At 59.9% G+C, this 24,770-nt stretch carries 25 protein-coding genes; 16 read left to right on the forward strand and 9 right to left on the reverse strand.

The window, feature by feature from the left end:
* The first annotated feature begins 6 nt into the window (after nt 1–6).
* Nucleotides 7–1,341, forward strand: a complete 1,335-nt coding sequence (gene envC / locus ACK3CV_RS24470; protein ID WP_060424803.1) for a murein hydrolase activator EnvC — start codon at nt 7–9, stop codon at nt 1,339–1,341.
* A gap of 2 nt (nt 1,342–1,343) precedes the next feature.
* Entirely contained in the window at nt 1,344–2,294 is a 951-nt protein-coding gene (locus ACK3CV_RS24475; protein WP_164040063.1) for a divergent polysaccharide deacetylase family protein, read from the forward strand.
* Between the two features lie 41 nt (nt 2,295–2,335).
* Here the strand turns inward: ACK3CV_RS24475 and tdh are convergent, their stop codons facing one another.
* Nucleotides 2,336–3,361, reverse strand: coding sequence for an L-threonine 3-dehydrogenase (tdh, locus tag ACK3CV_RS24480; protein ID WP_033649729.1), 1,026 nt, complete (start codon nt 3,359–3,361; stop codon nt 2,336–2,338).
* 9 nt (nt 3,362–3,370) lie between these two features.
* A complete protein-coding gene (gene kbl / locus ACK3CV_RS24485; protein WP_033636462.1) occupies nt 3,371–4,567 on the reverse strand; it encodes a glycine C-acetyltransferase in 1,197 nt (398 codons plus the stop codon).
* Nucleotides 4,568–4,807: 240 nt separating this feature from the next.
* Between kbl and rfaD the strand changes: the two genes are divergently transcribed.
* Genes rfaD through ACK3CV_RS24515 form a run of 6 tightly spaced genes read left to right on the forward strand, consistent with a single transcriptional unit; the run spans nt 4,808 to nt 11,181 of the window.
* Nucleotides 4,808–5,737 (forward strand): ADP-glyceromanno-heptose 6-epimerase, encoded by a 930-nt coding sequence (rfaD, locus tag ACK3CV_RS24490; RefSeq protein WP_016929696.1) that lies wholly within the window; start codon nt 4,808–4,810, stop codon nt 5,735–5,737.
* 22 nt (nt 5,738–5,759) lie between these two features.
* A complete protein-coding gene (gene rfaF, locus ACK3CV_RS24495; RefSeq protein WP_164141696.1) occupies nt 5,760–6,806 on the forward strand; it encodes an ADP-heptose--LPS heptosyltransferase RfaF in 1,047 nt (348 codons plus the stop codon).
* A 2-nt stretch (nt 6,807–6,808) separates the two neighbouring features.
* Nucleotides 6,809–7,774 (forward strand): lipopolysaccharide heptosyltransferase RfaC, encoded by a 966-nt coding sequence (gene rfaC / locus ACK3CV_RS24500; RefSeq protein ID WP_489009909.1) that lies wholly within the window; start codon nt 6,809–6,811, stop codon nt 7,772–7,774.
* Complete coding sequence (locus ACK3CV_RS24505; RefSeq protein WP_033654528.1) at nt 7,771–8,937, forward strand: glycosyltransferase; 1,167 nt, start codon at nt 7,771–7,773, stop codon at nt 8,935–8,937. Before rfaC ends, ACK3CV_RS24505 begins: the two co-directional genes overlap by 4 nt.
* Nucleotides 8,938–8,965: 28 nt before the next feature.
* Nucleotides 8,966–10,207 carry an O-antigen ligase family protein gene (locus tag ACK3CV_RS24510; protein WP_164040062.1) on the forward strand — a complete coding sequence of 414 codons (1,242 nt, stop codon included), beginning with the start codon at nt 8,966–8,968 and terminating at the stop codon, nt 10,205–10,207.
* On the forward strand, nt 10,204–11,181 hold the full coding sequence (locus ACK3CV_RS24515; protein WP_164040061.1) for a glycosyltransferase family 2 protein: 978 nt from the start codon (nt 10,204–10,206) through the stop codon (nt 11,179–11,181). The genes ACK3CV_RS24510 and ACK3CV_RS24515 overlap by 4 nt, the downstream gene beginning before the upstream one ends.
* A gap of 36 nt (nt 11,182–11,217) precedes the next feature.
* On the opposite strand, the gene ACK3CV_RS24520 is transcribed toward ACK3CV_RS24515, so the two are convergent.
* Entirely contained in the window at nt 11,218–12,312 is a 1,095-nt protein-coding gene (locus ACK3CV_RS24520) for a glycosyltransferase family 9 protein (RefSeq protein WP_164040059.1), read from the reverse strand.
* Nucleotides 12,313–12,320: 8 nt separating this feature from the next.
* Nucleotides 12,321–13,277: a polysaccharide deacetylase family protein gene (locus ACK3CV_RS24525; protein WP_164040058.1), complete on the reverse strand. Its 957-nt coding sequence runs from the start codon at nt 13,275–13,277 to the stop codon at nt 12,321–12,323.
* A gap of 210 nt (nt 13,278–13,487) precedes the next feature.
* Here ACK3CV_RS24525 and rfaQ point away from each other — a divergent pair, with 210 nt between their 5' ends.
* Genes rfaQ through ACK3CV_RS24540 form a run of 3 tightly spaced genes read left to right on the forward strand, consistent with a single transcriptional unit; the run spans nt 13,488 to nt 16,797 of the window.
* The gene (gene rfaQ, locus ACK3CV_RS24530; RefSeq protein ID WP_033649736.1) at nt 13,488–14,570 is read left to right on the forward strand and encodes a putative lipopolysaccharide heptosyltransferase III; all 1,083 of its coding nucleotides are present in this window, start codon (nt 13,488–13,490) and stop codon (nt 14,568–14,570) included.
* On the forward strand, nt 14,567–15,694 hold the full coding sequence (locus ACK3CV_RS24535) for a glycosyltransferase family 4 protein (RefSeq protein ID WP_489009910.1): 1,128 nt from the start codon (nt 14,567–14,569) through the stop codon (nt 15,692–15,694). Before rfaQ ends, ACK3CV_RS24535 begins: the two co-directional genes overlap by 4 nt.
* 2 nt (nt 15,695–15,696) lie before the next feature.
* On the forward strand, nt 15,697–16,797 hold the full coding sequence (locus ACK3CV_RS24540; RefSeq protein WP_489009911.1) for a glycosyltransferase: 1,101 nt from the start codon (nt 15,697–15,699) through the stop codon (nt 16,795–16,797).
* A gap of 45 nt (nt 16,798–16,842) precedes the next feature.
* Here the strand turns inward: ACK3CV_RS24540 and ACK3CV_RS24545 are convergent, their stop codons facing one another.
* Complete coding sequence (locus ACK3CV_RS24545; RefSeq protein ID WP_164040056.1) at nt 16,843–17,856, reverse strand: glycosyltransferase family 9 protein; 1,014 nt, start codon at nt 17,854–17,856, stop codon at nt 16,843–16,845.
* 125 nt (nt 17,857–17,981) lie between these two features.
* Here ACK3CV_RS24545 and waaA point away from each other — a divergent pair, with 125 nt between their 5' ends.
* Genes waaA through coaD form a run of 3 tightly spaced genes read left to right on the forward strand, consistent with a single transcriptional unit; the run spans nt 17,982 to nt 20,522 of the window.
* Entirely contained in the window at nt 17,982–19,259 is a 1,278-nt protein-coding gene (gene waaA / locus ACK3CV_RS24550; protein ID WP_025304695.1) for a lipid IV(A) 3-deoxy-D-manno-octulosonic acid transferase, read from the forward strand.
* Complete coding sequence (locus ACK3CV_RS24555; RefSeq protein ID WP_164040054.1) at nt 19,260–20,033, forward strand: glycosyltransferase family 2 protein; 774 nt, start codon at nt 19,260–19,262, stop codon at nt 20,031–20,033.
* A 3-nt stretch (nt 20,034–20,036) separates the two neighbouring features.
* Nucleotides 20,037–20,522, forward strand: a complete 486-nt coding sequence (gene coaD, locus ACK3CV_RS24560; RefSeq protein WP_004931181.1) for a pantetheine-phosphate adenylyltransferase — start codon at nt 20,037–20,039, stop codon at nt 20,520–20,522.
* 3 nt (nt 20,523–20,525) lie between these two features.
* On the opposite strand, the gene mutM is transcribed toward coaD, so the two are convergent.
* The 4 genes from mutM to radC all read right to left on the reverse strand — a co-directional run bounded on the left by mutM (nt 20,526) and on the right by radC (nt 22,784).
* Nucleotides 20,526–21,341 carry a bifunctional DNA-formamidopyrimidine glycosylase/DNA-(apurinic or apyrimidinic site) lyase gene (mutM, locus tag ACK3CV_RS24565; RefSeq protein ID WP_164040053.1) on the reverse strand — a complete coding sequence of 272 codons (816 nt, stop codon included), beginning with the start codon at nt 21,339–21,341 and terminating at the stop codon, nt 20,526–20,528.
* Between the two features lie 81 nt (nt 21,342–21,422).
* Entirely contained in the window at nt 21,423–21,590 is a 168-nt protein-coding gene (rpmG, locus tag ACK3CV_RS24570; protein ID WP_002442576.1) for a 50S ribosomal protein L33, read from the reverse strand.
* An 11-nt stretch (nt 21,591–21,601) separates the two neighbouring features.
* On the reverse strand, nt 21,602–21,838 hold the full coding sequence (rpmB, locus tag ACK3CV_RS24575; RefSeq protein ID WP_004931195.1) for a 50S ribosomal protein L28: 237 nt from the start codon (nt 21,836–21,838) through the stop codon (nt 21,602–21,604).
* Between the two features lie 262 nt (nt 21,839–22,100).
* On the reverse strand, nt 22,101–22,784 hold the full coding sequence (gene radC / locus ACK3CV_RS24580) for a RadC family protein (protein ID WP_025304698.1): 684 nt from the start codon (nt 22,782–22,784) through the stop codon (nt 22,101–22,103).
* A 183-nt stretch (nt 22,785–22,967) separates the two neighbouring features.
* Here radC and coaBC point away from each other — a divergent pair, with 183 nt between their 5' ends.
* The gene (gene coaBC, locus ACK3CV_RS24585; RefSeq protein ID WP_164040051.1) at nt 22,968–24,185 is read left to right on the forward strand and encodes a bifunctional phosphopantothenoylcysteine decarboxylase/phosphopantothenate--cysteine ligase CoaBC; all 1,218 of its coding nucleotides are present in this window, start codon (nt 22,968–22,970) and stop codon (nt 24,183–24,185) included.
* Nucleotides 24,163–24,621, forward strand: a complete 459-nt coding sequence (gene dut / locus ACK3CV_RS24590; RefSeq protein ID WP_033636478.1) for a dUTP diphosphatase — start codon at nt 24,163–24,165, stop codon at nt 24,619–24,621. Before coaBC ends, dut begins: the two co-directional genes overlap by 23 nt.
* Nucleotides 24,622–24,770: the final 149 nt, after the last annotated feature.

A 24,770-nucleotide genomic window follows, 5' to 3' on the forward strand; every position in this document is an offset into this window, starting at 1 on the left:
TTCTCCATGAGGGAGAAGGCGTTTTTTGCACTATCAAGGGTAACCCGAAGCGCAAACGCAGGCAGCCGGCGGCTGCCTGAACGCACCGCGCCAAGGACGTTCACCGCCATGTGCGCCAGCGTATTTTGCGCTGGCGTCTTGCTGTTGCCGCTCGCCGGCCAGGCGGCGGAGGACAATAAATCCCAGCTGAAAGACATCCAGCAGAGCATCGCCGAGAAAGAAAAGGCGGTGAAGCAGCAGCAACAGCAGCGCAGCTCGCTGCAGGATCAGCTGCGTCAGCAGGAAAAAACCATCGCCCAGGCCAGCCGCCAGCTGCGCGACACCCAGAGCACGCTCACCCAGTTGGGCAAGGACATTGCCGGCCTGAACGCCTCGATAGCCAAACTGCAAAAGCAGCAATCAACCCAACAAAACCTCCTCGCCAAACAGCTCGACGCCGCCTTCCGGCAAGGGCAGCACAGCGCCGTGCAGCTGATCCTCAGCGGTGAAGAAAGCCAGCGCAGCGAACGTATTCTGGCCTATTTCGGCTATCTGAACGAAGCGCGTCAGAAAACCATCGAAGAGCTGAAGCAGACCCGCGCCGAGCTGGCGAAGCAAAAAACCACGCTGGTGGCCAAACAGGGCCAGCAAAAATCCTTACTGGGCGAGCAACAGACGCAGCAGCAGAAGCTGGAGCAGGCGCGCGGCGCCCGCAAGAAAACGCTGACCGCGCTGGAAGCCTCGCTGGAAAAAGACCAACAACGCCTGGTGGAACTGCGCCAGAACGAAGCCCGCATGCGCGACAAGATCGCCCGGGCGGAGCGCGAAGCCCGTGCGCGCGCCGAACGCGAAGCGCGTGAAGCGGCCAAGGTGCGCGAACAGGTGCGCATCAAGGAGCAGCAGGCGAAGAAAACCGGCACCACCTACAAACCTAGCGAAGCCGATCGCTCGCTGATGGCGCGAACCGGCGGCCTCGGTCGTCCGGCCGGCCAGCTGATGTGGCCGGTGCGCGGGCGCACGCTGCACGGCTTTGGCGAACAGCAGCAGGGCGAGCTACGCTGGAAAGGCATGGTGATCGAAGCCCGCGAAGGCAGCGAAGTGAAAGCCGTCGCCGATGGCCGCGTGCTGCTGGCCGACTGGCTGCAAGGCTATGGCCTGATGGTGGTGGTCGAACACGGTAAAGGCGACATGAGCGTGTACGGCTACAACCAGAGCGCGTTGGTCAACGTCGGGGCGCAGGTGCGCGCCGGCCAGCCGATCGCTCTGGTCGGCACCAGCGGCGGCCAGGGAACGCCGTCGCTCTATTTCGAAATCCGTCGTCAGGGACAGGCGGTTAACCCACTGCCGTGGTTGGGAAGATAGATTTGCGCTATGTCAAAACCCGTACAGCTCTGTTAATAGGCTGTCTGCTGCAGGTTTACGCTGCGCAGGCAGGAAAACTCTCCATCGTCATCGATGACGTGGGCTACCGCCCTCACGAAGAAAACGCGGTGCTGCAAATGCCGACGGCGATCTCGGTCGCGGTGTTGCCCAACGCGCCGCATGCCCGCCTGATGGCCACCCGCGCCCACAACCAGGGCCGCGAAGTCTTGATCCACATGCCGATGGCGCCGCTCAGCAAGCAGCCGCTGGAGCGCGATACCCTGCAGCCTTCCATGAGCAGCGACGAGATCCAGCGCATCATCCGCAACGCGGTGAACAACGTGCCCTACGCGGTCGGCATGAACAACCACATGGGCAGCGCCATGACCTCCAGCCTGCCGGGCATGCAGAAAGTGATGCAGGCGCTCGAAAGCTACCGACTGTATTTCCTCGACAGCATGACCATCGGCAGCAGCCAGGCGACCCGCGCCGCGGCCGGCACCGGCGTGAAGGTGATCAAACGCAAGGTGTTCCTCGACGATACCGCGAACGAAGCCGACATCCGCCGCCAGTTCAACCGCGCGGTCGAATTGGCGCGGCGCAACGGCTCCGCCATCGCCATCGGCCACCCGCGCCCGGCGACGGTGAAGGTGCTGCAGCAGATGCTGCCGTCGCTGCCCGCCGATATCGTGCTGGTCAAGCCGAGCGCGCTGCTGAACGAACCGCAGGGCAACGGCGGCGGCTACGTCCCACCGCCGGTCAAACCGCAAAAACCGCAGCCGAAGAACCCGTTCAGCGGCGGCATCAAGCAGTGCATGGTCAAACCGCCGAAGGAAAAAACCAACGCCGGCACCGCGCTGGGCGTCATCGCCGACAGCATCGCCACCTCGCCGCCGGTGACCTTCATCAAGCGTCATTGGCAGCACTGGACGCAAGCCAAACCGCAAGCGTAAAAAAAGGGCCGGAATTCCGGCCCTTGTCACGTCTGCCGAGATTAATCCCAGCTCAGCACCACTTTACCCGACTTGCCGGAGCGCATGGCGTCGAAGCCCTGCTGGAACTCGTCGATCGAGAATCGGTGGGTGATGATCGGGCTCAAATCCAGACCGGACTGGATCAGCGCCGCCATCTTGTACCAGGTTTCGAACATTTCGCGGCCGTAAATCCCTTTGATAAACAGCCCTTTGAAGATGACCTGGTTCCAGTCGATCGACATATCCGAAGGCGGAATGCCCAGCATGGCGATGCGTCCGCCGTGGTTCATCGCATTGAGCAGCGTGCGGAACGCCGGCGGCGCGCCGGACATTTCCAGACCGACGTCGAACCCTTCGGTCATACCCAGCTCGGCCATCACGTCGCTGAGGTTTTCCTTGCTGACGTTCACCGCGCGGGTCACACCCATCTTGCGCGCCAGTTCCAGGCGGTATTCGTTAACGTCGGTGATCACCACATGGCGAGCGCCGACGTGTTTGCACACCGCCGCCGCCATGATGCCGATCGGGCCGGCGCCGGACACCAGCACGTCTTCCCCAACCAGATCGAACGACAGCGCGGTGTGCACCGCGTTGCCGAACGGATCGAAGATCGAAGCCAGTTCGTCGGAGATGTTATCCGGGATCTTGAAGGCGTTGAACGCCGGGATCACCAGGTATTCCGCAAAGCTGCCCGGACGGTTCACGCCCACGCCGACGGTGTTGCGGCACAGGTGCGTGCGGCCGCCGCGGCAGTTGCGGCAATGGCCGCAGGTGATGTGGCCTTCGCCGGACACGCGATCGCCGATGCTGAAGCCTTTGACTTCCTGACCGATCGCCACCACTTCGCCGACGTATTCATGGCCGACCACCATCGGAACCGGAATGGTTTTTTGCGACCACTCGTCCCAGTTGTAGATATGCACATCGGTGCCGCAGATCGCGGTTTTGCGGATTTTGATCATGATGTCGTTGTGGCCCAGCTCCGGCTGAGGCACGTCGGTCATCCAAATCCCTTCTTCCGCTTTCAGTTTTGACAGTGCTTTCATGGTTTTACCTTATGCAATAACGCCAAGATCCTTACCGATACGTGTAAACGCCGCCACTGCGCGTTCGATTTGCTCCGGGGTGTGGTCGGCGGACATCTGGGTACGGATGCGCGCCTGGCCTTTCGGCACCACCGGATAGAAGAAACCGGTCACATAGATGCCTTCCTTGAGCAACGCATTGGCGAATTCCTGCGCCAGCTTCGCCTCACCCAGCATCACCGGGATGATGGCATGATCGGCGCCGGCCAACGTGAAGCCGGCGGCGGTCATTTTTTCGCGGAACAGACGCGCGTTGGCCCACAGGCGATCGCGCAGGGCATCGCCCTCTTCCAGCAGTTCCAGCACTTTGATCGACGCGGCGACGATCGCCGGCGCCAGCGAGTTGGAGAACAGGTACGGGCGCGAACGCTGGCGCAACCACTCCACCACTTCTTTCCTGGCGGCGGTGTAGCCGCCGGACGCGCCGCCCAGCGCTTTGCCTAACGTACCGGTGATGATATCGACGCGGCCCATCACTTCACAGTATTCATGGGTGCCGCGCCCGTTGGCGCCGACAAAGCCCACCGCGTGGGAGTCATCCACCATCACCAGCGCCTGGTATTCGTCCGCCAGATCGCACACCCCTTTCAGGTTGGCGATCACGCCGTCCATCGAGAAGACGCCGTCGGTGGCGATCAGGATGTGGCGCGCGCCGTCGGCTTTGGCCTGCTTCAGCTGCGCGGCCAGCTCGGCCATGTCGTTATTGGCGTAGCGATAGCGCTTGGCCTTGCACAGGCGCACGCCGTCGATGATCGACGCGTGGTTCAGCGCATCGGAGATAATGGCGTCTTCCGGGCCGAGCAGGGTTTCGAACAGCCCGCCGTTGGCGTCGAAGCAGGAGGAGTAGAGGATCGCGTCTTCCATGCCCAAGAAGGCCGCCAGTTTCTGTTCCAACTGCTTGTGGCTGTCCTGAGTGCCGCAGATGAAGCGCACCGACGCCATGCCGAAACCGTGACTGTCCATGCCCGACTTGGCGGCGGCGATCAGCGCCGGATGGTTGGCCAGGCCCAGGTAGTTATTGGCGCAGAAGTTGATCACATGGCTGCCGTCGGCGACGGCGATATCCGCCTGTTGCGCGGAGGTGATGATGCGTTCTTCCTTGAACAGCCCTTCACTGCGAGTGGCGGCAAGCTGTTGTTCCAACTGCTGATAAAAAGACGCTGACATTCGGTTATCTCCAGGATTGGGCTATTTGCGGCATATTTTACTGATTTGTAACCAAACTGACGAGAATGCGCGGGAGAGAATATTAAAATTGCAGCAGATATCACGGCAAAAAGCGGACTTCAATGGCAATGCGGGATATTCGGAGCCCTTCCGCTGTTTGCCGCGGCATGAAATGCTATTATAACCGCCATTGAGCGTGGGGCATTGTGCCCCGCCAGGCAGCTTAGCAGGGGTAACCCAATGATTATCGTCACAGGCGGCGCCGGCATGATCGGCAGCAACATCATTAAGGCACTGAACGACAAGGGATATCGCGATATCCTGGTGGTGGATAACCTGAAAGACGGCACCAAGTTCGTCAACCTGGTCGATCTGGACATCGCCGACTATATCGATAAAGAAGACTTTATCGCCAGCATCGTGGCCGGCGACGATCTGGGCGATATCGAAGCGGTCTTCCACGAAGGCGCCTGCTCCGCGACCACCGAGTGGGACGGCAAGTACATGATGGACAATAACTATCAGTACTCCAAAGACCTGCTGCACTACTGCCTGGATCGCGAAATCCCGTTCCTGTACGCCTCCTCCGCCGCCACTTACGGCGGCCGCGAAGAGTTCATCGAAGAGCGTGAGTATGAAGCGCCGCTCAACGTGTACGGCTACTCCAAATTCCTGTTCGATCAGTACGTGCGCGAGATCCTGCCGGAAGCGGACTCGCAGATCTGCGGCTTCCGCTACTTCAACGTTTACGGCCCGCGCGAAGGCCACAAAGGCAGCATGGCCAGCGTCGCCTTCCACCTGAATACCCAGATCAACCGCGGCGAAAACCCGAAACTGTTCGCCGGCAGCGAAAACTTCAAGCGTGACTTCATCTACGTCGGCGACGTGGCGGCGGTTAACCTGTGGTTCTGGGAAACCGGCAAATCCGGCATCTTCAACTGCGGCACCGGCCGGGCGGAAACCTTCCAGGCGGTGGCCGACGCGGTGGTGGACTTCCACCAGAAGGGCGCGGTGGAATACATCGAGTTCCCGGAGAAGCTGAAGGGCCGCTATCAGGCGTACACCCAGGCCGATCTGACCAAGCTGCGCGCCGCCGGCTACGACGCACCGTTCAAAACGGTCGCCGAAGGGGTGAAAGAGTACATGGCCTGGTTGAACCGCACCGCATAAGCTGAAGGAATTAACGCTGGGTATGAAAATACTGGTTATCGGCCCTTCTTGGGTTGGCGACATGATGATGTCGCAAAGTCTCTATCGCACCCTGAAGGCCGAATACCCGTCGGCGGAGATCGATGTGATGGCGCCGGCCTGGTGCCGCCCGCTGCTGGCGCGCATGCCGGAAGTCAATCAGGCGCTGGCGATGCCGCTGGGCCACGGCGCGCTGGGGCTCGGTGAACGCCGCCGCCTGGGGCGCGCCCTGCGCGCCAACCGTTACGATCGCGCTTACGTTCTACCCAACTCGTTCAAATCCGCGCTGGTGCCCTTCTTCGCCGATATCCCGCAGCGCACCGGCTGGCGGGGCGAAATGCGTTACGGCCTGCTGAACGACGTCCGCGTGCTCGACAAGCCGGCCTTCCCGCTGATGGTGCAACGCTACGTGGCGCTGGCCTATGACAAAGGCCGCATTCAGCGCGCCGACGATCTGCCGCAGCCGCTGCTGTGGCCGCGGCTGCAGGTGAGCGACGAAGAGATCGCCGACACCACCGCGGCCTTCAACCTGACCGACAGCCGGCCGATCGTCGGCTTCTGCCCGGGCGCGGAGTTCGGCCCCGCCAAACGCTGGCCGCACTATCACTACGCGACGCTGGCTCAGCGGCTGATCGAGAACGGCTATCAGATCGCGCTGTTCGGCTCGGCGAAAGATCACGAGGCCGGCGAACAGATCCGCGCCGCGCTGCAGGAAGACGCCCGCGATTTCTGCCTTAACCTGGCCGGAAAAACCCAGTTGGAGCAGGCGGTGATCCTGATCGCGGCCTGCCGGGCGGTGGTCAGCAACGACTCCGGTTTAATGCACGTTGCCGCAGCGTTGAACAAACCGCTGATAGCCTTGTACGGCCCAAGCAGCCCCGACTTCACGCCGCCGCTCTCGGACAAGGCGCGGGTAATTCGCCTGATCAGCGGCTACCACAAGGTGCGCAAGGGCGATGCCGAGCAGGGATACCACCAAAGTTTGATCGATATTCAGCCGCAGCAAGTATTGGATGCGCTGACGCCGCTACTTGTCGCCAGCGAGGAATAGTCATGCAGGTGTTAATCGTAAAAACCTCCTCAATGGGGGACGTGCTGCATACGCTGCCCGCCCTGACCGACGCGCTGCAGGCCATTCCCGATATCCGCTTCGACTGGGTGGTGGAAGAAGGTTTCAGCCAAATCCCGACCTGGCACCCGGCGGTGGATCGCGTGATCCCGGTGGCCATTCGCCGCTGGCGCAAGAACTGGTTCGGCAACGACACCCGGCAACAGCGCTGCGACTTCAAGCGCGTGCTGCAAGAACGCCGTTATGACGTGGCGATCGACGCGCAGGGCCTGATCAAAAGCGCCGTGCTGATCACGCGCATCGCCAAAGGCAACAAACATGGCCTGGACTGCAAGAGCGCGCGCGAGCCGTTCGCCAGCTGGTTCTACAACGTGCGCCATGAGATAGACAAGCAGCAGCACGCGGTGGAACGCACGCGCGAACTGTTCGCCAAAAGCCTTGGCTACGATAAACCGGGCAGCTACGGCGATTACGCCATCGCCGCGCGCTTTCTCAGCAGCCCGCCGGCCGATGCCGGGCGGTATTTGGTGTTTTTGCACGCGACGACGCGTGACGACAAGCACTGGCCGGAGCAAAACTGGCGCGAGCTGATCGCGCTGACGGCCGACAGCGGGTTGAAGATCAAACTGCCGTGGGGTGCAGAGCATGAACATCAGCGCGCGCTGCGCTTGGCGGAAGGTTTTTCACATGTCGAAGTGCTGCCGAAGCTCAGCCTGCAGCAGGTGGCCGAGGTGCTGGCCGGCGCCAAGGGCGTGGTCTCGGTCGACACCGGGCTCAGCCATTTGACCGCCGCGCTCGACAAACCGAACATCACGCTGTTCGGGCCGACCGATCCCGGCCTGATCGGCGGCTACGGGCAAAATCAGCACTCGTTGATTTCGCCGGAAAAAAGCATGGCGACAATCGACGCCGATACGGCATGGCAGGCGTTGCAAAAGGTTATAGCATGAAAAAACTGCACATTATCAACCTGGGTAAAATGGGCGGCGTCGAACGCCTGTTCCTGCAGTACATCAACGATACCACCGACGGCAGCAACCAGGTCTTGTGCATCAGCGGCGACATTGGCGAAGAAATCCGCCGCCAGTTGCCTGCGCATCAGCCCGTCACCTTCGCCAACCGCCTGATCAATGCGCTGCCGTTGCGCTGCCCGCAGTTCCTGCGCAAATTTTTGCTGAAGTGGAAAATCGAGCGGGCGAACGCCGACGTGGTGATCGTCTGGGACCTGGTGCCGGGGCTGGCGGCCAAACCCAAGCGCGGCAAGCTGGTTTACTACGATCACGGCTGCTCCTGGCGTTACCCCAAGAATAAAAAGACGCTGCGTTTCTTCGCCATGCTGGACGGCGTCATTTCCGCCTCACACGCGTCGAAGCGGGTGATGGAGCTGCGCTTTAATCTGCCTTGCCCAAATCACGTGGTGATCAACCGCATCAAAACGCCGGCGGGGATCGACACTGCGCCGAAAACCCTGTCGCAGCCGGTCAGGATCGGCACTGCCTCACGCCTGGTCAGCCTGAAAGGCATCAGCGTGTCATTATTGATGATGCAGGAACTGCTGCGGCGCGGGCATGACGTCACGCTGGAAGTGGCCGGCAAAGGGCCGGATCGCGCGGCGTTCGAGGCGCTGGCGGCCCGGCTACAGCTCGGCGATCGCGTCACCTTCAGCGGTTATCAGGATGACGTCGCCGGCTTCTTCAATCGCACGCACATCTACATGAGCACGCCGATCACCGAGCCGTTCGGCTTGTCCTGCATGGAATCGCTCTATTTCGGCGTGCCGGTCATCTTCCCGCAGGTCGACGGCCAGCCGGAAGCGGTGAAAGACGGGGTCTGCGGCATTGGCCTGACGCCGTCGGTCACCATCGAACAACACCGGCAGCTCACCGATATCGAGGTCGACTTCCCGCATGAGGTCTACGATCCGTTGACCGACAGCCTGGTCGCGCCCAAGCTGCTGTCGCATATCGACTGTGCGGATGCCGTTGAGAAATTGCTGGAGCGAGAAACCTACCAGACTCTGAGCCGAAATGCGCAGCGCTATCCTGCGGAACATTTTAACTATGCTCAGTTCAAAGTTGAATTCGACGACACGCTGCGATCCTTTATCGCTTAATTGAAACGTGAGCCGGAAAATACGCCCGATGCTAAAACACAGAACGCCACACCCTGCCTTCAGCTATCTGATCTATCTGGGGTGCGCTATCGCTTTTTGCACCATTCCTTTCGGTTCTGCGACCGGACGCAATCTGTTTTACGTTTCCAGCTACATCGCCTTTATCGCCGTTTGCCTGTACCCGCGCTACTACTTCAGCAACGTTAGAAACCTGCTGCTGCCCGCGCTGATGTTCAGCGTGGGCATGGGAACCATCCTCTGGATGCATCACTTCAAACAGCCGGGTGAGTACATCAATATTTATCGCTCTTATATGTCGACCGGCAAACTGCAGCTCGCGACCGCTTTCATTTTGCTGATCGCGCTCAATGAGCGGTTGTGCGTACAGCGCCTGCTGATCGTTGTGGCTCTCGTCACCGGTCTGGCGATCAACGGTTATTCCCTCTATCAGGGGCTGCGTCTGGATATCCCGCGCGTAGAGCTCAACTTCGATCGCGCCACGGTCGCCGCCTATCTGATGACCGCCATCGATCTGGTCATGATGCAAGCCATCCTGATGCTGCGCACCCGCTACCGCCTGGTGTTGTACATTGCGGCATTCCTGCTGTCCTTCTCTGCGCTGGTGCTCACCGGCACGCGCGCGGCCATGTTGGTCTATCCGGTGGCGGTCTGCCTGTCGCTGCTGGCCACCAAGCAGCTGGTTTCCAGAAAACACAAGCTTGCGTTGGTGGCCTCGGTACCGCTGCTGCTCGTAGCCTGCGGCCTGGTGTTTAAACCGCAGATAGAAGAACGCATTCAGGCTTTTGAGACCGACATGCGCCTGATGGACCAGCCGCAGACTGAAAACTCCATCATTTCCCGGCTGTCGATGCAAACGCTGGCATGGCATACCGGGTCACAAGCCCCGTGGGGCCAATCCGCCGAACAGCGCGGCGAAGAGATCCGTGCGATGGTCGCACAGCAACCCCGCCTGTCTGGCGTCATGCCCTACATCAACGTCCACCTGCACAACGAGCTGCTGGAAACTTACTCGCTCAAGGGCGTCTGGGGCGTACTGCTGCTGCTGGCGCTGTATGTCAGCCTGTTTTTCTCTTCCTTCCGGCCACAGCGCAACGCGCTGCTGCTGAGCGTCAGCGCCAGCCTGTTCGTTTACGGCCTGAGCGACGTCATCTTCTTCAGCACGGAAGGTACCGCCATGTTCGGCCTGGCGCTGATCGCCGCCGTTCTTTCCGTCACGAAACAGCCCCCTGTTCAGGAGCCCACCCCGTGAATCCTCAGCAGCCGCTGCTCAGCGTTATCGTGCCGTTTTATAATAACGAAGCGTTCGTTATCGCTGCGCTGGATTCGTTATTTGCACAGATTAGCGACGATATCGAGGTGGTGATCATCGACGATGGCTCCACCGACGCCTCCGGCGCGCTGGTCAGCCAATATCTGGCGCAGCGGCGGCACCCGCGCGTGGTCTTTACTTCACAGGCCAACGGCGGCATTGCGCACGCCCGCAACGTCGGCTTACAGCTGGCCACCGGACGCTATATCACCTTCCTCGACGGCGACGATCTGCTGAGCGACGACTATCTGGCGATCCTGCGCCCCCAGCTTACCGCCGGTGAATATGACCTGATCGATTTTAATTATCAGAAGTTCACCGAGCATCCGCCGACACCGGATAACCGCGCGGCGCGGCCCGTAGCCTACGACTTTTCACAATTGGGACTGGGCAGCCTGCAACCGTTGTTTGCACGCTCGATGTGGCATCTCTGGAGCCGGGTATATAAACGCACGCTGCTGGCAGGGGAAGCGTTCGAAGAAGGCAGGCGCTACGAAGACGTGATTTTCACACCTTTTCAGTATTTCAAAACTCGCCGCATCGCCCATCTTGACGGCGAACTCTACTTCTATCGGGACAACAGCCAGGGCATCACCCGCAATATCAAACCCAAAGATATTGAAGATATGTTGTTCGCCATGGAGAAGATGCTGCGTTTTGTGGCGCAGCATCCCGGGGATGAGCCGCTGCGCCGGTTGGCCGCCCTGATGCTGGCCAACTGCTTTTCCGAGGTGAAAAGCATGTCGAAGGCGGTCTACGGCTATTACCATTACGCGCCGGCAACGCTGCACATCCTGCGCCGCGCCGCCGACGTCTGCCGCAACAGCGACGTGCCGGGCAAAAAAGTCCGCCAGATGCGCTATGCGCGAGTGGATACCTTTCTTTCTAAGCTGCGCGGGCGCAGGCCGCGCTAACCGCATCGGCCTGGCGGCCGATGGGTCGTCTCGCCTTTAGCGCGCTAAAGGCACGTGTGCGACCAGCTCGTCATAAATCCGCTGCGGTTGGATGACCCCCATCGGGCTTTCCGCCTCCAGCGGCATCGTATAACCGGTACGCGACACCTGAATGATGCGGTGCAGTTCAGCATCCTGAATCGGCCCGGTGGAGCGTGAGTCGGCAGTCACGAACAGGCTGATGGTTTTCACCTTCAACGCCACCGCCAGGTGCAGCGGCCCGGTATCGCCGGTGACCAGAACATGGAAACTGTCGATCAACGTCAGCAAGCCTTGCAGCCCCGTTTTACCGATCTGGTTATCCACGCAGGCCTGCGTTTGCGGGCCGATCAGGCTCATAAACTGTTTGGCCTTGCCGTCGTCAAACGGTGCGCCAATCAGCACGATGCGTACATTAGGGTGCTTCGCCACCAGCTCATCGGCCAGCCGCGCATAGTGCGAAACCGGCCAGCAACGCGACTCCGTAGATGCCCCCAATTGAAACCCGATGGTGGGATGCTCGCTGCTTTTGACGCCGCGCTGATAATCCACGGGAATTTCCATCGTCGGATCGTCGCTGTGGCAGCCCAAAATGGAAATCAGCTCCAGCTTGCGGCGCACGAAGTGGCCGTAATAATGGAAGACATAGTTGGTCAGCCAAGGCTCCAGCCCGCAAATGCCCGAACTGTAGTTATCGCGGATAATGTACTTCGCCCCGGCCAGTACGGCGCTGATGATGTCATAAGGCAGGTGGGAGTGCAGAATCAGCGCCAAATCCGGCTGATGTTCGCGCAGCGATTTCAGCAACGGGCGGATCGTCTTGATCTTGCTGTCCCAATACACCACGCGATCGTAATAGCGGCCGTTTTCCACCAGCTCGCGGTTTTTCTTGTGCACCACCAGTGTGATGTGTGCGTTGGGGTAGCGTTCCCGCATCGCCCTCAATGCCGGCGTGTTGAACATGAAGTCGCCCAACGCCGTGGTGGAATAGATGACGATATTGTCAAACTGCTGGGCGCCGTCGAACGTCGCCTTATCCTGAAAACGACCGTACTTCGCCGTATAGCGCCGCAAGAACCAGTCGGCAACCTTGATTTTCCATTTTTTCGACATGTGCGTGCTTAATTCGCTTTAAGTTGATAATACTCGGCCAGCGTCATGCCCACCGTGCGCTGCTGCAGCCAGTCAAACAGCTGTTCCAGATCGCGGTACAGCCCTTCGATATCCTGCTCGGTTTTGAACGTCGGGCTGCCGCCCGGCATAAACTCGGAGGAGTGCAGCATAAATTCGACGTAGTCATGCCCCTGCGCCAGCGACGCTTCAGCCACGCTTATCATCTTGGCCACGTTGCCGCCACTCGGCCGCAGCCAGTTGACGGACGGCGAACGCCGCTTGCCGCGCAGCCGATCATAACCTTGCTTGAACGCGTTCATCAGCGCCGAGTGCTTATACTGAATGCTCATCGGCACTTCCAGCAGCGCCGAAGCGCCCGGTTTGGCAATGTTCTGCGGATCGATGAAATAGGCCTGCGACGGGAACCGGCTGTAATCGGTGCCGCCGTTGCCCTGCGGATTGCCCGGCGAAAACTGCCAGTTGACCCGCGGCGTCACCGAACAGTCCACCTGATAGCCATACTCCAGCAGCAGCGAGGCATAATATTCGTTGAACGCCCAGCGGCCAGCGCGATGGCTGAGCATTTTGGTCTGGAAGGCATCTTCCAGCAGCTTGGTCATGTGATCGACCTTGGCGCGGATTTGATCGGCGGGATACTCGATCAAATAAGGCTTGTGGCGCCAGTCGTCGTCGGTGAGCGGCGTTAGCGGCGGGCTGTTCCAGGCGTGCAGGTGCATGCCGACTTCACCCGCGCCGCGGGCGATCACGTCGCGCGCGAACTCGACGTAAGCCGGATCCATCGCCATTTCATAGTTGGTGAGATAAACCGGTTTGAAGGCGTATTTTTCGCACAATGCCTGAAAGCGCGGCAAGAAACGCGTGTTTTCGGTCGCGATGCGATCGTGGTTTTGCCACAGATTATCGCCTTCGGTATCAATGGTGATGAGAAACGCCGGTTTAGTCATGAATATCGAGCCTGATATCAACAGAATGCACTATGTTACGCAGCCCGTTTCGCCAGGGCAAACGACTTTGCTGCCTGGTTTGGACAACATTGAAACGCATTCGTCCCCGGCTCGGCGATTTTTTTGCGGCCCGGCAAGAAAACCTTGCAACAGTAGCCACATGCGATCGGGTCATTTAGAATCAAAGATTGGTTTCCCAGAAAGCGACTCATGATGAACGACGCGCCAGCCCCAACTTCCGCCCCATCCGTACAGCGTATTTTGATCATAAAACTGCGCCATCACGGCGATATGCTGCTGGTCACGCCGGTCATCAGCAGCCTGCGGCAAAACTACCCGCAGGCGCAGATCGATGTGCTGCTGTATCAGGAAACGCAGGAGATGCTGGCCAGTAATCCGGAACTGTCGACACTGTTCGCCATCGACCGCCAATGGAAAAAACAGGGCGCCCGCGCGCATCTGGGGCACGAACTGGCGCTGCTGCGCCGCCTGAAGGCGCAGCGCTACGATCTGGTGGTCAACCTGGCCGATCAGTGGCGCAGCGCCATCCTCACGCGCCTGACCGGCGCGCGCATCCGTCTGGGCTTCGATTTCCCCAAACGCCGTGGCTTCCTGTGGCGCCACTGCCACACGCAGTTGGTGCCGGTCGACAATCACGCCCACCTGCATACCGTCGAACAAAACCTCTCGCTGCTGGCGCCGCTGAACCTGCCCGCGCTCAGTGATCATGTGACCATGAGTTACGATCCGCAGGATTGGCAGGCATGTGAGCAACGGTTGCAGAAACAGGGCGTCACCGGCAGTTATATTGTGGTGCAGCCCACCTCGCGCTGGTTCTTCAAATGCTGGAGCGAAGAGAAAATGGCCGCCACCCTCACCGCCTTGCAGGCCGACGGCCACCAGCTGGTGATCACCTCCGGCCCCGACGCCAGAGAACAAGCCATGGTAGAGCGCATTTTGGCGCTCTGCCCGCCGCAGGGCGTGATTTCGTTAGCCGGCCAGCTGACGCTGCGCCAGCTGGCCGCCCTGATCGACCACGCCAAGCTGTTTATCGGCGTGGATTCGGTGCCGATGCACATGGCCGCCGCACTGCACACGCCGTGCGTGGCGCTGTTCGGCCCTTCCAAACTGACTTTCTGGCGGCCGTGGCAGGCTACCGGCGCCGTGATCTGGGCCGGCGACTTCGGCGAACTACCCGATCCGGACGCCATCGATACCGGCACCGACGAACGGTATCTCGACCTTATTCCTACAGACGCGGTGATTGCAGCCGCGCGGAGCACGCTGGCATGAAAGCATTTCGTTTGGCGATCGTTCGCCAAAAATACCGCCCGGACGGCGGAGCCGAACGTTTCGTTTCCCGCGCCCTGGAGGCGCTGGAGCAACAGGATCTCGATCTGAACGTCATCACCCGCGAATGGCAGGGTGACGCCAATCCCAACTGGCATATCCACCTGTGCAACCCGCTAAAACTCGGCCGCATCAGCCGCGAACGGGGCTTCGCCGTGGCGGCCAGGGCGCTGTGGCAGAAAGAGCATTTTGATCTGGTGCAAAGCCACGAGCGCATTCCCGGCTGCGACATCTACCGCGCCGGCGACGGCGTACACCGCCGCTGGCTGCTGCAACGCGCGCGTCTGCTGCCGGAATGGCGCCGCAAATGGCTGTTCTCCAACCGTTATCACCGCTATGTGATGTGCGCCGAACGCGCCATGTATGCCGCACCGGAGCTGAAAGCCGTCATCTGCAACGCCGAGATGATCAAGCAGGAAATCATCGCAGACTTTGGCGTGCCCGCCGAAAAAATCACGGTGATCTATAACGCCATCGATAATCAAAAGTTCCCGCCCGCCGACGAGGCCCTGCGCCAACGTCTGCGCGAGCAGTATCAGATCCCGCAACAGGCGCACTGCCTGATCTTCGTCGGTTCCGGCTTTGAGCGCAAAGGGCTGTCGGCCGCCATCCGAGCCGTGGCGGCGACCGACAGCCACCTGTTGGTGGTCGGCAAAGACAAGGCCGAAAAACGCTACCGGGCGCTGGCACAGTCGCTGGGCTGCAGCGATCGGGTTCACTTTATGGGCGTGCAGAAGCAGACCTTGCCGTTTTATCAGGCCGCAGATGCGCTGCTGCTGCCGACGCTGTACGATCCGTTCCCGAATGTGATTCTGGAAGCGATGTCGTGCGGCCTGCCGGTTATCACCAGCACCACCTGCGGCGGCGCCGAGTTTATCACCCCCGGCCAGAACGGCTTCGTGACCGACGCGCTCGACGTACCGGCCATCACGGAGGCCATTCGGGCACTGCCGCGCCAGGCGCTGGGATCATCCATGGGCGAAGCGGCAAGACTGCGTATTATGCCGGCTACGCCGGCGCATCTGTCCGAACAGCTTATTTCCCTCTATAACCGGTTACTGGATTAGCTATGCGTATTCTGATGATCATCGACGGCCTGCCGGGAGGCGGCGCGGAAAAAGTGGTGCTGACCCTGTGCCAGGGCATGCAGCAACAGGGGCATGACGTCAGTCTGATCTCGCTGCGCGACGTCTGCAATTACCCTATCCCGCCGGGCATTGATTATCAGGTGGTGGCCGATCGCAGCCGCGCCCCCTGGCGCAAGCTGACCGAGCTGTCGCGCCGCGCCGGCGCGCTGGATCTGGCGATAGCCGAACACGAGCGCCAACACGGCGCGTTCGATCTGGTGTTCTCCAACCTGCATAAAACCGATCGCATCGTCAGCCGCAGCAAGCGGTTGGCCGCGGATCGCCTGTGGTTCTGCATTCACGGCATTCTCTCCACCTCCTACCTCGGCCACCGCAAGGGCCTGGATCGCTGGCTGAAGCAACGCAAAATCGCCAACGTTTACCAGGGGAGAAATATCGTCGCCGTTTCACGGGCGGTCGGCGACGATCTGCAGCAGAACTTGCCGATCCGCCCGCGCCGGCTGGCGGTCATCAACAACCCGTTCGATATCGACGCCATCCAGCAACAGGCGGCAGCGCCTTGCGAACTGGCCGGCCAGGACTATCTGGTGCACGTCGGCCGCTTTCACGCCACCAAGCGGCATGATCGCCTGCTGAAAGCCTATGCGCACTCCGGCATTCAGGCGCCGCTGGCCTTGATCGGCGCCGGGGACGACGCCAGAGTCGCCGAGGTCAAACGTCTGGCAACAGACCTGGGCATCGCAGAGCGCGTGCTGTTTCTCGGTTTCCAGGCTAATCCCTACCCGTTTATTCGCCATGCCTCGCTGCTGGTGCTCAGCTCCGACAGCGAAGGGTTTGGCAACGTGCTGGTAGAATCGCTGCTGTGCGGCACACCGGTGGTCAGCACCCGTTGTCCGGGTGGCCCTGCGGAAATTCTGGAAAAAGCCGGCATGGCTAACGCGCTGGCGGAATTAAACGAAGCGTCGCTGGCAGAAAAAATGGCGGAGATTTACGCCAATCCGCCGCAGATAAATCAACAGCAATTGCTGAGCTATGGGCTTGAGCCTATTTGCCGTCAATATATTGAGCTGAAAGAAAAATAATAGAGAAAATAAATAAGGCAGGGGATAGCTGCCTTATTTTCTTCGTTAGCTGAGCGCCTGCATTTTCTGCCAAACCTCATCGACAGAAACATCTTCACAGTGCCCCGACTCACTCTGCAAAATATGATGACGGCCGGTCCATGGATGCCAGGAGGCTTTATCGGTATCGCCAAAGAACACCACCATGTCCTTATTCAACGCGGCGGCAAGATGCATCTGCCCACCGTCGCTGCACAGCACCCGGTCGCATAAATCAAACCCGCCCAACAGCTCACGCACCGACGCCGTCGGATAAAGCGCGACGCGTTCGTTTTGACACAGCGCCAGCAGCTGTTCGGCGCGCTGCTGGTCGCCGATGTCGTCCGGCGCCAGCGTGCCCTGCGGCGACCAGAAGATCAGCACGCCGGTGTGGGGATCGGCAACCAGACGGTTGATGATTTCGGCATAGCGTTCAACCGGCCAACGCCTTTTCGGGCTGCGGCTGCTGATATGCACGGCGCATACCCGTTCGACCGGTGGCAAACGCTCTAGCAACCGTTGCGCCGCCAATTGCCGCTCTTCAGGCGTCAGAAACACCCGCACCGGCGGGATCGGAATGGATTGATCGGTTATCGCCGATAAATAGCTGTAGGTATGTTCGACCTGATGTTGACCGCGGAAATCGTCCTTGCGGAACGGGCGATGAATATCTTTCGTGCCCAAATCGGCGCCGATGATATGGGTGGCGCCGGCCATTTTCGCTAAACGCAAACTGTATTTGCAAGGCACCGGGTTGGCCAGAATGACCGCATCGAATTTTATTTTGCGCAGCTTCAGGAAGATCATCAGACGCTCGAAATAAACGCCCAGCGTGGTCTCATTTTTCGCCTTGTGCTTGGCCTTTTTATAGACAAAGACTTTCTCGAGATGAGGGTTGTTTTTAACGACGTCCTGGCTGACTTTATTGATCAGCAGATAAACTTTTGCGTCCGGATAGGCAATTTTCACCCCTTCAATCAAGGGCGTGGTGCAAACAAGATCGCCGATGTTATCGCGGCGAATAATTAAAATATTCTTCATTCCGAGCCTGTCGGCGAAATCGCTCGCCGGTTGTCTGAAACTGACACCCAAGGTTACCAAATTAGCGCCTTTCCCTTCCAGTTATGGTACTATTCCGAATAACCCATATAAATGAAATTGATAGAATGTTGCTGCGTTTATATCAGGTACTACTCTACCTCATCCAACCCCTGATCTGGCTCCGCTTACTGCTGCGCAGCCGCAAAGCTCCAGCCTACCGTAAACGCTGGGCGGAACGCTATGGCTTCTGCGCCGGGAAAGTCGTGCCAGGCGGCATCATGCTGCATTCCGTCTCCGTCGGCGAAACGCTGGCGGCCATCCCGCTGGTGCGGGCGCTGCGCCATCGTTACCCCGCTTTGCCGATAACTGTGACCACAATGACCCCAACAGGTTCAGAACGCGTCCAGTCCGCTTTCGGCAAAGACGTGCATCATGTCTATCTGCCCTACGATCTGCCCGGCTCCATGAACCGCTTCCTCGATCAGGTGAATCCCAAGCTGGTGATCATCATGGAAACCGAGCTGTGGCCCAACCTGATCAACGCGCTGCATCAGCGGCAGATCCCCCTGGTGATCGCCAATGCGCGCCTGTCGGCCCGCTCCGCCGCCGGCTATAAGAAAATTGGCGGGTTCATGCGCGATATGCTGCGCCGCATTACGCTGATCGCCGCACAGAACCAGGAAGACGGCGATCGGTTTATCGAACTGGGCCTGAAGCGCTCGCAGCTGGCCGTGACCGGCAGCCTGAAATTCGATATCTCCGTCACCCCGGAGCTGGCCGCCCGCGCCGTTACGCTGCGCCGCCAATGGGCGCCGCGCCGCCCGGTGTGGATCGCCACCAGTACCCATGACGGGGAAGAAACCATCCTGCTGGAAGCGCACCGCAAACTGCTGGAAAAACACCCCGATCTGCTGCTGATCCTGGTGCCGCGTCACCCGGAGCGTTTTCCGACCGCCAAGGAGCTGGTGCAGAAAGCCGGCTTCAGCTACACCCTGCGCAGCAGCGGCGAAATTCCGTCCGGCAGCACCCAGGTGGTGATCGGCGATACCATGGGCGAACTGATGCTGCTATACGGCATCGCCGATCTGGCCTTTGTCGGCGGCAGCCTGGTGGAACGCGGCGGTCACAACCCGCTGGAAGCCGCCGCGCACGCCATCCCGGTGCTGATGGGCCCGCATACCTTCAACTTTAAAGACATCTGCGCCAAGCTTTCGCAGGCCGAAGGCCTGATCACCGTGACCGATGTGGATTCGCTGGTGAAGGAAGTGGAAACCCTGTTAACCGACGAAGACTACCGCCGCTACTACGGCCGTCATGCGGTGGAAGTGCTGTATCAGAATCAGGGAGCGTTGCAGCGCCTGCTGCAGCTGCTGGAACCGCACCTGCCGCCCCGGAGCCACTGAATGAACAGCCGCAAAAGCCTGTCGGTGGTGATGATCGCCAAAAACGAAGCCGGGCTGTTGCCGGACTGTCTGCGCTCGGTCGAGTGGGCCGATGAAATCATCGTGCTGGACTCCGGCAGCGAGGACGACAGCGTCGCCATCGCCGAAAGCCTGGGCGCCAAAGTCTTCACGCACACCGACTGGCAAGGGTTCGGCAAGCAGCGTCAGTTGGCGCAAAGCTACGCCAGCCATGACTACGTTTTGATGATCGACGCCGACGAACGCGTCACGCCCGAGCTGCGGCAATCCATCGAACGGGTGTTGAACGCGCCGGACGACGACGCCGTCTACAGCTGTGCGCGGCGCAATCTGTTCCTTGGCCGCTTCATGCGCCACAGCGGCTGGTATCCCGACCGCGTCAACCGCCTGTACGCCAACCGACGCTATCGCTATAACGACGATCTGGTGCACGAATCGCTGAACATCGGCGGCGCCAAAGTGATCCCCCTCAGCGGCGATATGCTGCACCTGACCTGCCGCGATTTCTTCGCCTTTCAGCGCAAACAGCTGCGCTACGCCGAAGAGTGGGCAACGCAACGCCACCGGGCCGGCAAGCGTTGCGGCTATCTGTCTATCCTGACCCACACGCTCGGCGCCTTCGTCAAAACCTGGCTGCTGCGGGCCGGCTTCCTCGACGGTAAACAGGGGTTGCTGTTAGCGGTGGTCAACGCGCAATATACCTTCAATAAATATGCCGCATTATGGGCATTGGGCCGCAACTACTCAGAGAAGTGAATCATGACCAGCAAAGCCATCTATCCCGGGACCTTCGATCCCATGACCAACGGCCACCTGGATTTAGTGACGCGCGCGTCACTGATGTTCGATCACGTGATTCTGGCCATCGCCGCCAGCCCGAGCAAAAAGCCGCTGTTCAGCCTGGATGAGCGCGTGGCGTTGGCGACGCAGGTCACCTCGCATCTGGACAATGTGGAAGTGCTGGGCTTCAGCGAGCTGATGGCGCACTTCGCCGCTCACCAAAATGCCAATATCCTGGTACGCGGCCTGCGTGCGGTGTCTGACTTTGAATACGAATTGCAGCTGGCGAACATGAACCGCCATTTGATGCCGACGCTGGAAAGCGTGTTCCTGATGCCTTCCGAAGAGTGGTCGTTCATCTCCTCCTCACTGGTGAAGGAGGTCGCCCGTCACGGCGGCGATATCGCACCTTTCCTGCCTGACGTGGTCACCCAGGCGCTGATGGCGAAGCTCGCCGCCGAGTGATGCTCAGCGCTGGCAGCGACGGCAAAAGAAGGTGCTGCGCTGCCCGTGCTTGGCCGATTCGATCGGCGTACCGCACGCGCGGCAGGGTTCTCCCGCCCGCCCGTAAACCTGCAGCTCCTGCGCGAAATACCCCGGTTTGCCGTCAGACTGCAAAAAGTCGCGCAATGTCGTGCCGCCCTGCTCGATAGAGCGCTGCAACACCGCCTTGATGGTCTTCACCAGCAGTTCCGCTTCGGCTTTGCTCAACGATCCCGCCGGACGATCGGGCAGGATCCCGGCGCTGAACAGCGATTCGCTGGCGTAAATGTTACCGACCCCAACCACCAGCTTATTATCCATCAGCCACGGTTTGATCAGCGTGCGCTTATTACGTGATTTTTCATACAGGTAATCGCCGTTGAACGCTTCACTCAGCGGTTCCGGCCCCAGATGCGCCAACACGCTGCTGGCCGCCAGGTCTTCGCACCACAGCCAGGCGCCGAAACGGCGCGGATCGGTATAGCGCAGGATCATGCCGTTGCTGATCACCAGATCGACGTGGTCGTGTTTGCCGGCTTCGTCTTCGTTTTCCTCGCGCAGCATGCGTAGGCTGCCCGACATGCCCAAGTGCACGATAATCCAACCGTTCTCCAGCTCGATCAGCAGGTATTTGGCCCGGCGCTGCACGCTGAGCACCGGCCGATCGCTCAGCGTCAGGATCTGCTCGGAAACCGGCCAGCGCAGGCGCGCGTTGCGCACCACCGCATACTGAATGCTGTGGCCGACAAGATAAGGCTCTATACCGCGTCTGCTCGTCTCAACTTCCGGTAATTCAGGCATCTGGCTTCCCCTCCGACGTTTTCTACCCTTTATAAAACAAAAAACCCGGCCAAGGCCGGGTTTTTCATTAATCCACTAAAATTATTTAATTTTAGCTTCTTTGTATACTACGTGCTGACGGACAACTGGATCGAATTTCTTCAGTTCCAATTTTTCCGGCTTAGTACGCTTGTTCTTCGTGGTGGTATAGAAGTGACCAGTACCAGCAGAAGAAACCAGCTTGATCTTCTCGCGAACACCTTTAGCCATGATTCAGTTCCTTAATACTTCTCACCACGGGCACGCAGATCGGCCAGAACCGTCTCAATACCCTTCTTATCGATAACACGCATACCTTTAGCAGATACACGCAGAGTTACAAAGCGCTTCTCAGCCTCAACCCAAAAACGGTGTGAGTGCAGGTTAGGCAGAAAACGGCGTTTGGTCGCGTTCATTGCGTGGGAACGGTTGTTACCGCTCACCGGGCGCTTGCCAGTAACTTGGCAGACTCGGGACATGTCTATTCTCCAAAAATCAAATCAGCTCGAGCTTCGTATAGGGTATGGCCGCCTCGTCAGGCTTTTAGAGCCCATCTCAGCAAACTTCATACTGAGGAGACTCTCGTCATCAGGTAGAAACCACACATCAGGTCAGAAACCTGCTGAGATAGGCTCTTGCGCCAAACCCAAGATTCTCAAAGGTGGCGTAGTATACGCTCTGAAGCGTAAGTGCTCAAGTCCCGAACAGCTAAAGATCCCACAAGGATCGCGAAAAAATCGCTTAAAGCCATCCGCGCTCGGCAAAAGAGACGCATTCACCCCGACCGATCACCAAATGATCAAGCACTCGGATCTCCAATAACTGACAGGCTTTCACCACCTGTTCCGTTATCAAGCGGTCGGCATGACTGGGTTCAGCCTTACCCGAAGGGTGATTATGCGCGAGAATCAGCGCGGCGGCATTAGCCTTCAACGCTTCGCGCACAATTTCTCTCGGGTAGACGACGACGCTGCTGATGGTACCAGCAAACATCTCCTGATGGCGAATAACCCGGTGCTGATTGTCTAAAAACAATACCAAAAAGACCTCCCGCTCGCGATGCGCCAGCAGGCTTTGCAGATAATGCTGAGTGACGCGCGGATTGAGCATGGCATTTTCCTGCGACAAATGGCTGGAAAAGAAGCGCAGCGCCAGCTCGGCAATCGCCTGCAGCTGCGTATAGCTGGCGTCCCCCAGGCCTTTTTGGCTGCAAAAAGCCTGATGATCGGCCGACATCAGGTGATAAAGCGAGCCGAACCGGCGCAGCAGCTGCTCCGCCAGCTGCATCACGTGCACGCCGGGCAACCCGGTGCGCAAGAAAATGGCCAACAGCTCTGCGTCGGATAGCGCCGCCGCCCCCTGCATCAACAGCTTTTCACGCGGTGCCAGCGCGCCCGGCCAGCACGCCACAATCGGGTTGCTCATCGTGTTCCTCCCTGAAAGGGCTACAGCATGCCATGTGCCGGCCGGCGCGTTCGACAGGTGTTTGATAACATTGCGAAGTGTTTCGCAAAGCACAATGTAACGCCCTGCAGCCATTGCGGAATCGCTCACCTGAACGGCGGATATGCTAAAATGGCGCATCTTTCGGCTTTCAATCGGACAATGATGATGACGGGACTTTCCGGCAAACATATTGTGCTTGGCATCAGCGGCGGCATCGCCGCTTACAAATGCCCAGAGCTGGTGCGCCGCCTGCGCGACAGGGGCACGGAAGTGCGCGTGGTGATGACCCACGCCGCCAAGGCGTTCATTACGCCACTGACGCTGCAGGCCGTTTCCGGCTACCCGGTGTCCGACGATCTGTTGGATCCCGCCGCCGAAGCCGCCATGGGCCACATCGAACTGGGCAAGTGGGCGGATCTGGTTATTCTGGCGCCGGCGACCGCCGATCTGCTGGCGCGCGTCGCCGCCGGCATGGCCAACGATCTGCTGACCACAGTCTGCCTGGCGACCGATGCCCCCATCGCCGCCGCGCCCGCCATGAACCAGCAGATGTATCGCGCCGCCGCCACGCAGGCCAACCTGCAAACGCTGCAGGCGCGCGGCATGCTGCTTTGGGGGCCGGACAGCGGCAGCCAGGCCTGCGGCGACGTCGGCCCGGGCCGCATGTTGGATCCGCTGGACATCGTCGACCTGGCGAACGCGCATTTTTCCGCCCCGCAGGATCTGCAACATTTGCAGGTTATGATCACCGCCGGCCCGACGCGTGAAGCGCTGGATCCGGTGCGTTTCATCAGCAACCACAGCTCCGGCAAAATGGGCTTCGCCATCGCCCGCGCCGCCGCCGCCCGCGGCGCACAGGTGACGCTGATCGCCGGGCCGGTCAACCTGCCGACGCCGCCATCGGTCACCCGAGTGGACGTCACCAGCGCGCTGGAGATGGAGCAGGCGGTGCAACAGCGCGCCGCGCAGCAGCAGATTTTCATCTCCTGCGCCGCCGTGGCCGACTACCGCCCCGAGCGGATCGCCGATGAAAAAATAAAAAAACAGGGTGATGAAATCATCCTCAAGATGGTAAAAAACCCCGACATCGTCGCCGGCGTGGCGGCGATGACCAAAAATCGACCGTTTGTCGTGGGGTTTGCCGCCGAAACCCAGAATGTGGAAGAATACGCGCGGCAAAAACTGGCGCGTAAGAAGCTGGATTTGATTTGCGCTAACGATGTATCGCTTGCAGAGCACGGGTTCAACAGCGACACCAATGCCCTGCACCTTTTTTGGCAGGATGGAGAGAAACGCCTGGCGCTGAGCGACAAGGCACTCCTTGGCCAACGTTTAATAGACGAGATAGTCAGCCGTTATGATGAAAAAAATCGACGTTAAGATCCTCGACCCGCGCATCGGTCAGGATTTCCCGCTACCGACCTACGCCACCCCGGGCTCCGCCGGTCTCGACCTGCGCGCCTGCCTGGACAGCGCGGTAGAGCTGGCGCCGGGTGAAACCACGCTGCTGCCTACCGGCCTCGCGATCCATATCGCCGACGCAAGCCTGGCGGCGGTGATCCTGCCGCGCTCAGGCCTGGGCCATAAGCACGGCGTCGTGTTGGGCAACCTGGTCGGCCTGATCGACTCCGATTATCAGGGCCAGCTGATGGTGTCCGTTTGGAACCGCGGCCAGAAGCACTTCACCATAGAGCCGGGTGAACGCATCGCGCAGATGGTCTTCGTGCCGGTGGTGCAGGCAGAATTCAACCTGGTGGAAGAATTCGACGGCAGCGAGCGCGGCGAAGGCGGCTTCGGCCACTCGGGGCGCCACTAAGCGCCACCCAAGGCACGAGGGCCGGCAGGGAAACGTCGCCTGAACCTTGCCTTTCCGGGGAGAAGGATGTCTCTGCGGCAAGGTTTTACCGCGACAATTGCAGCGCACACCAGGCAGCGCGGAAAAGGCCGTTAAGGCCGCTGACCCCA

The organism is Serratia sp. TSO36 (genome assembly GCF_057808395.1).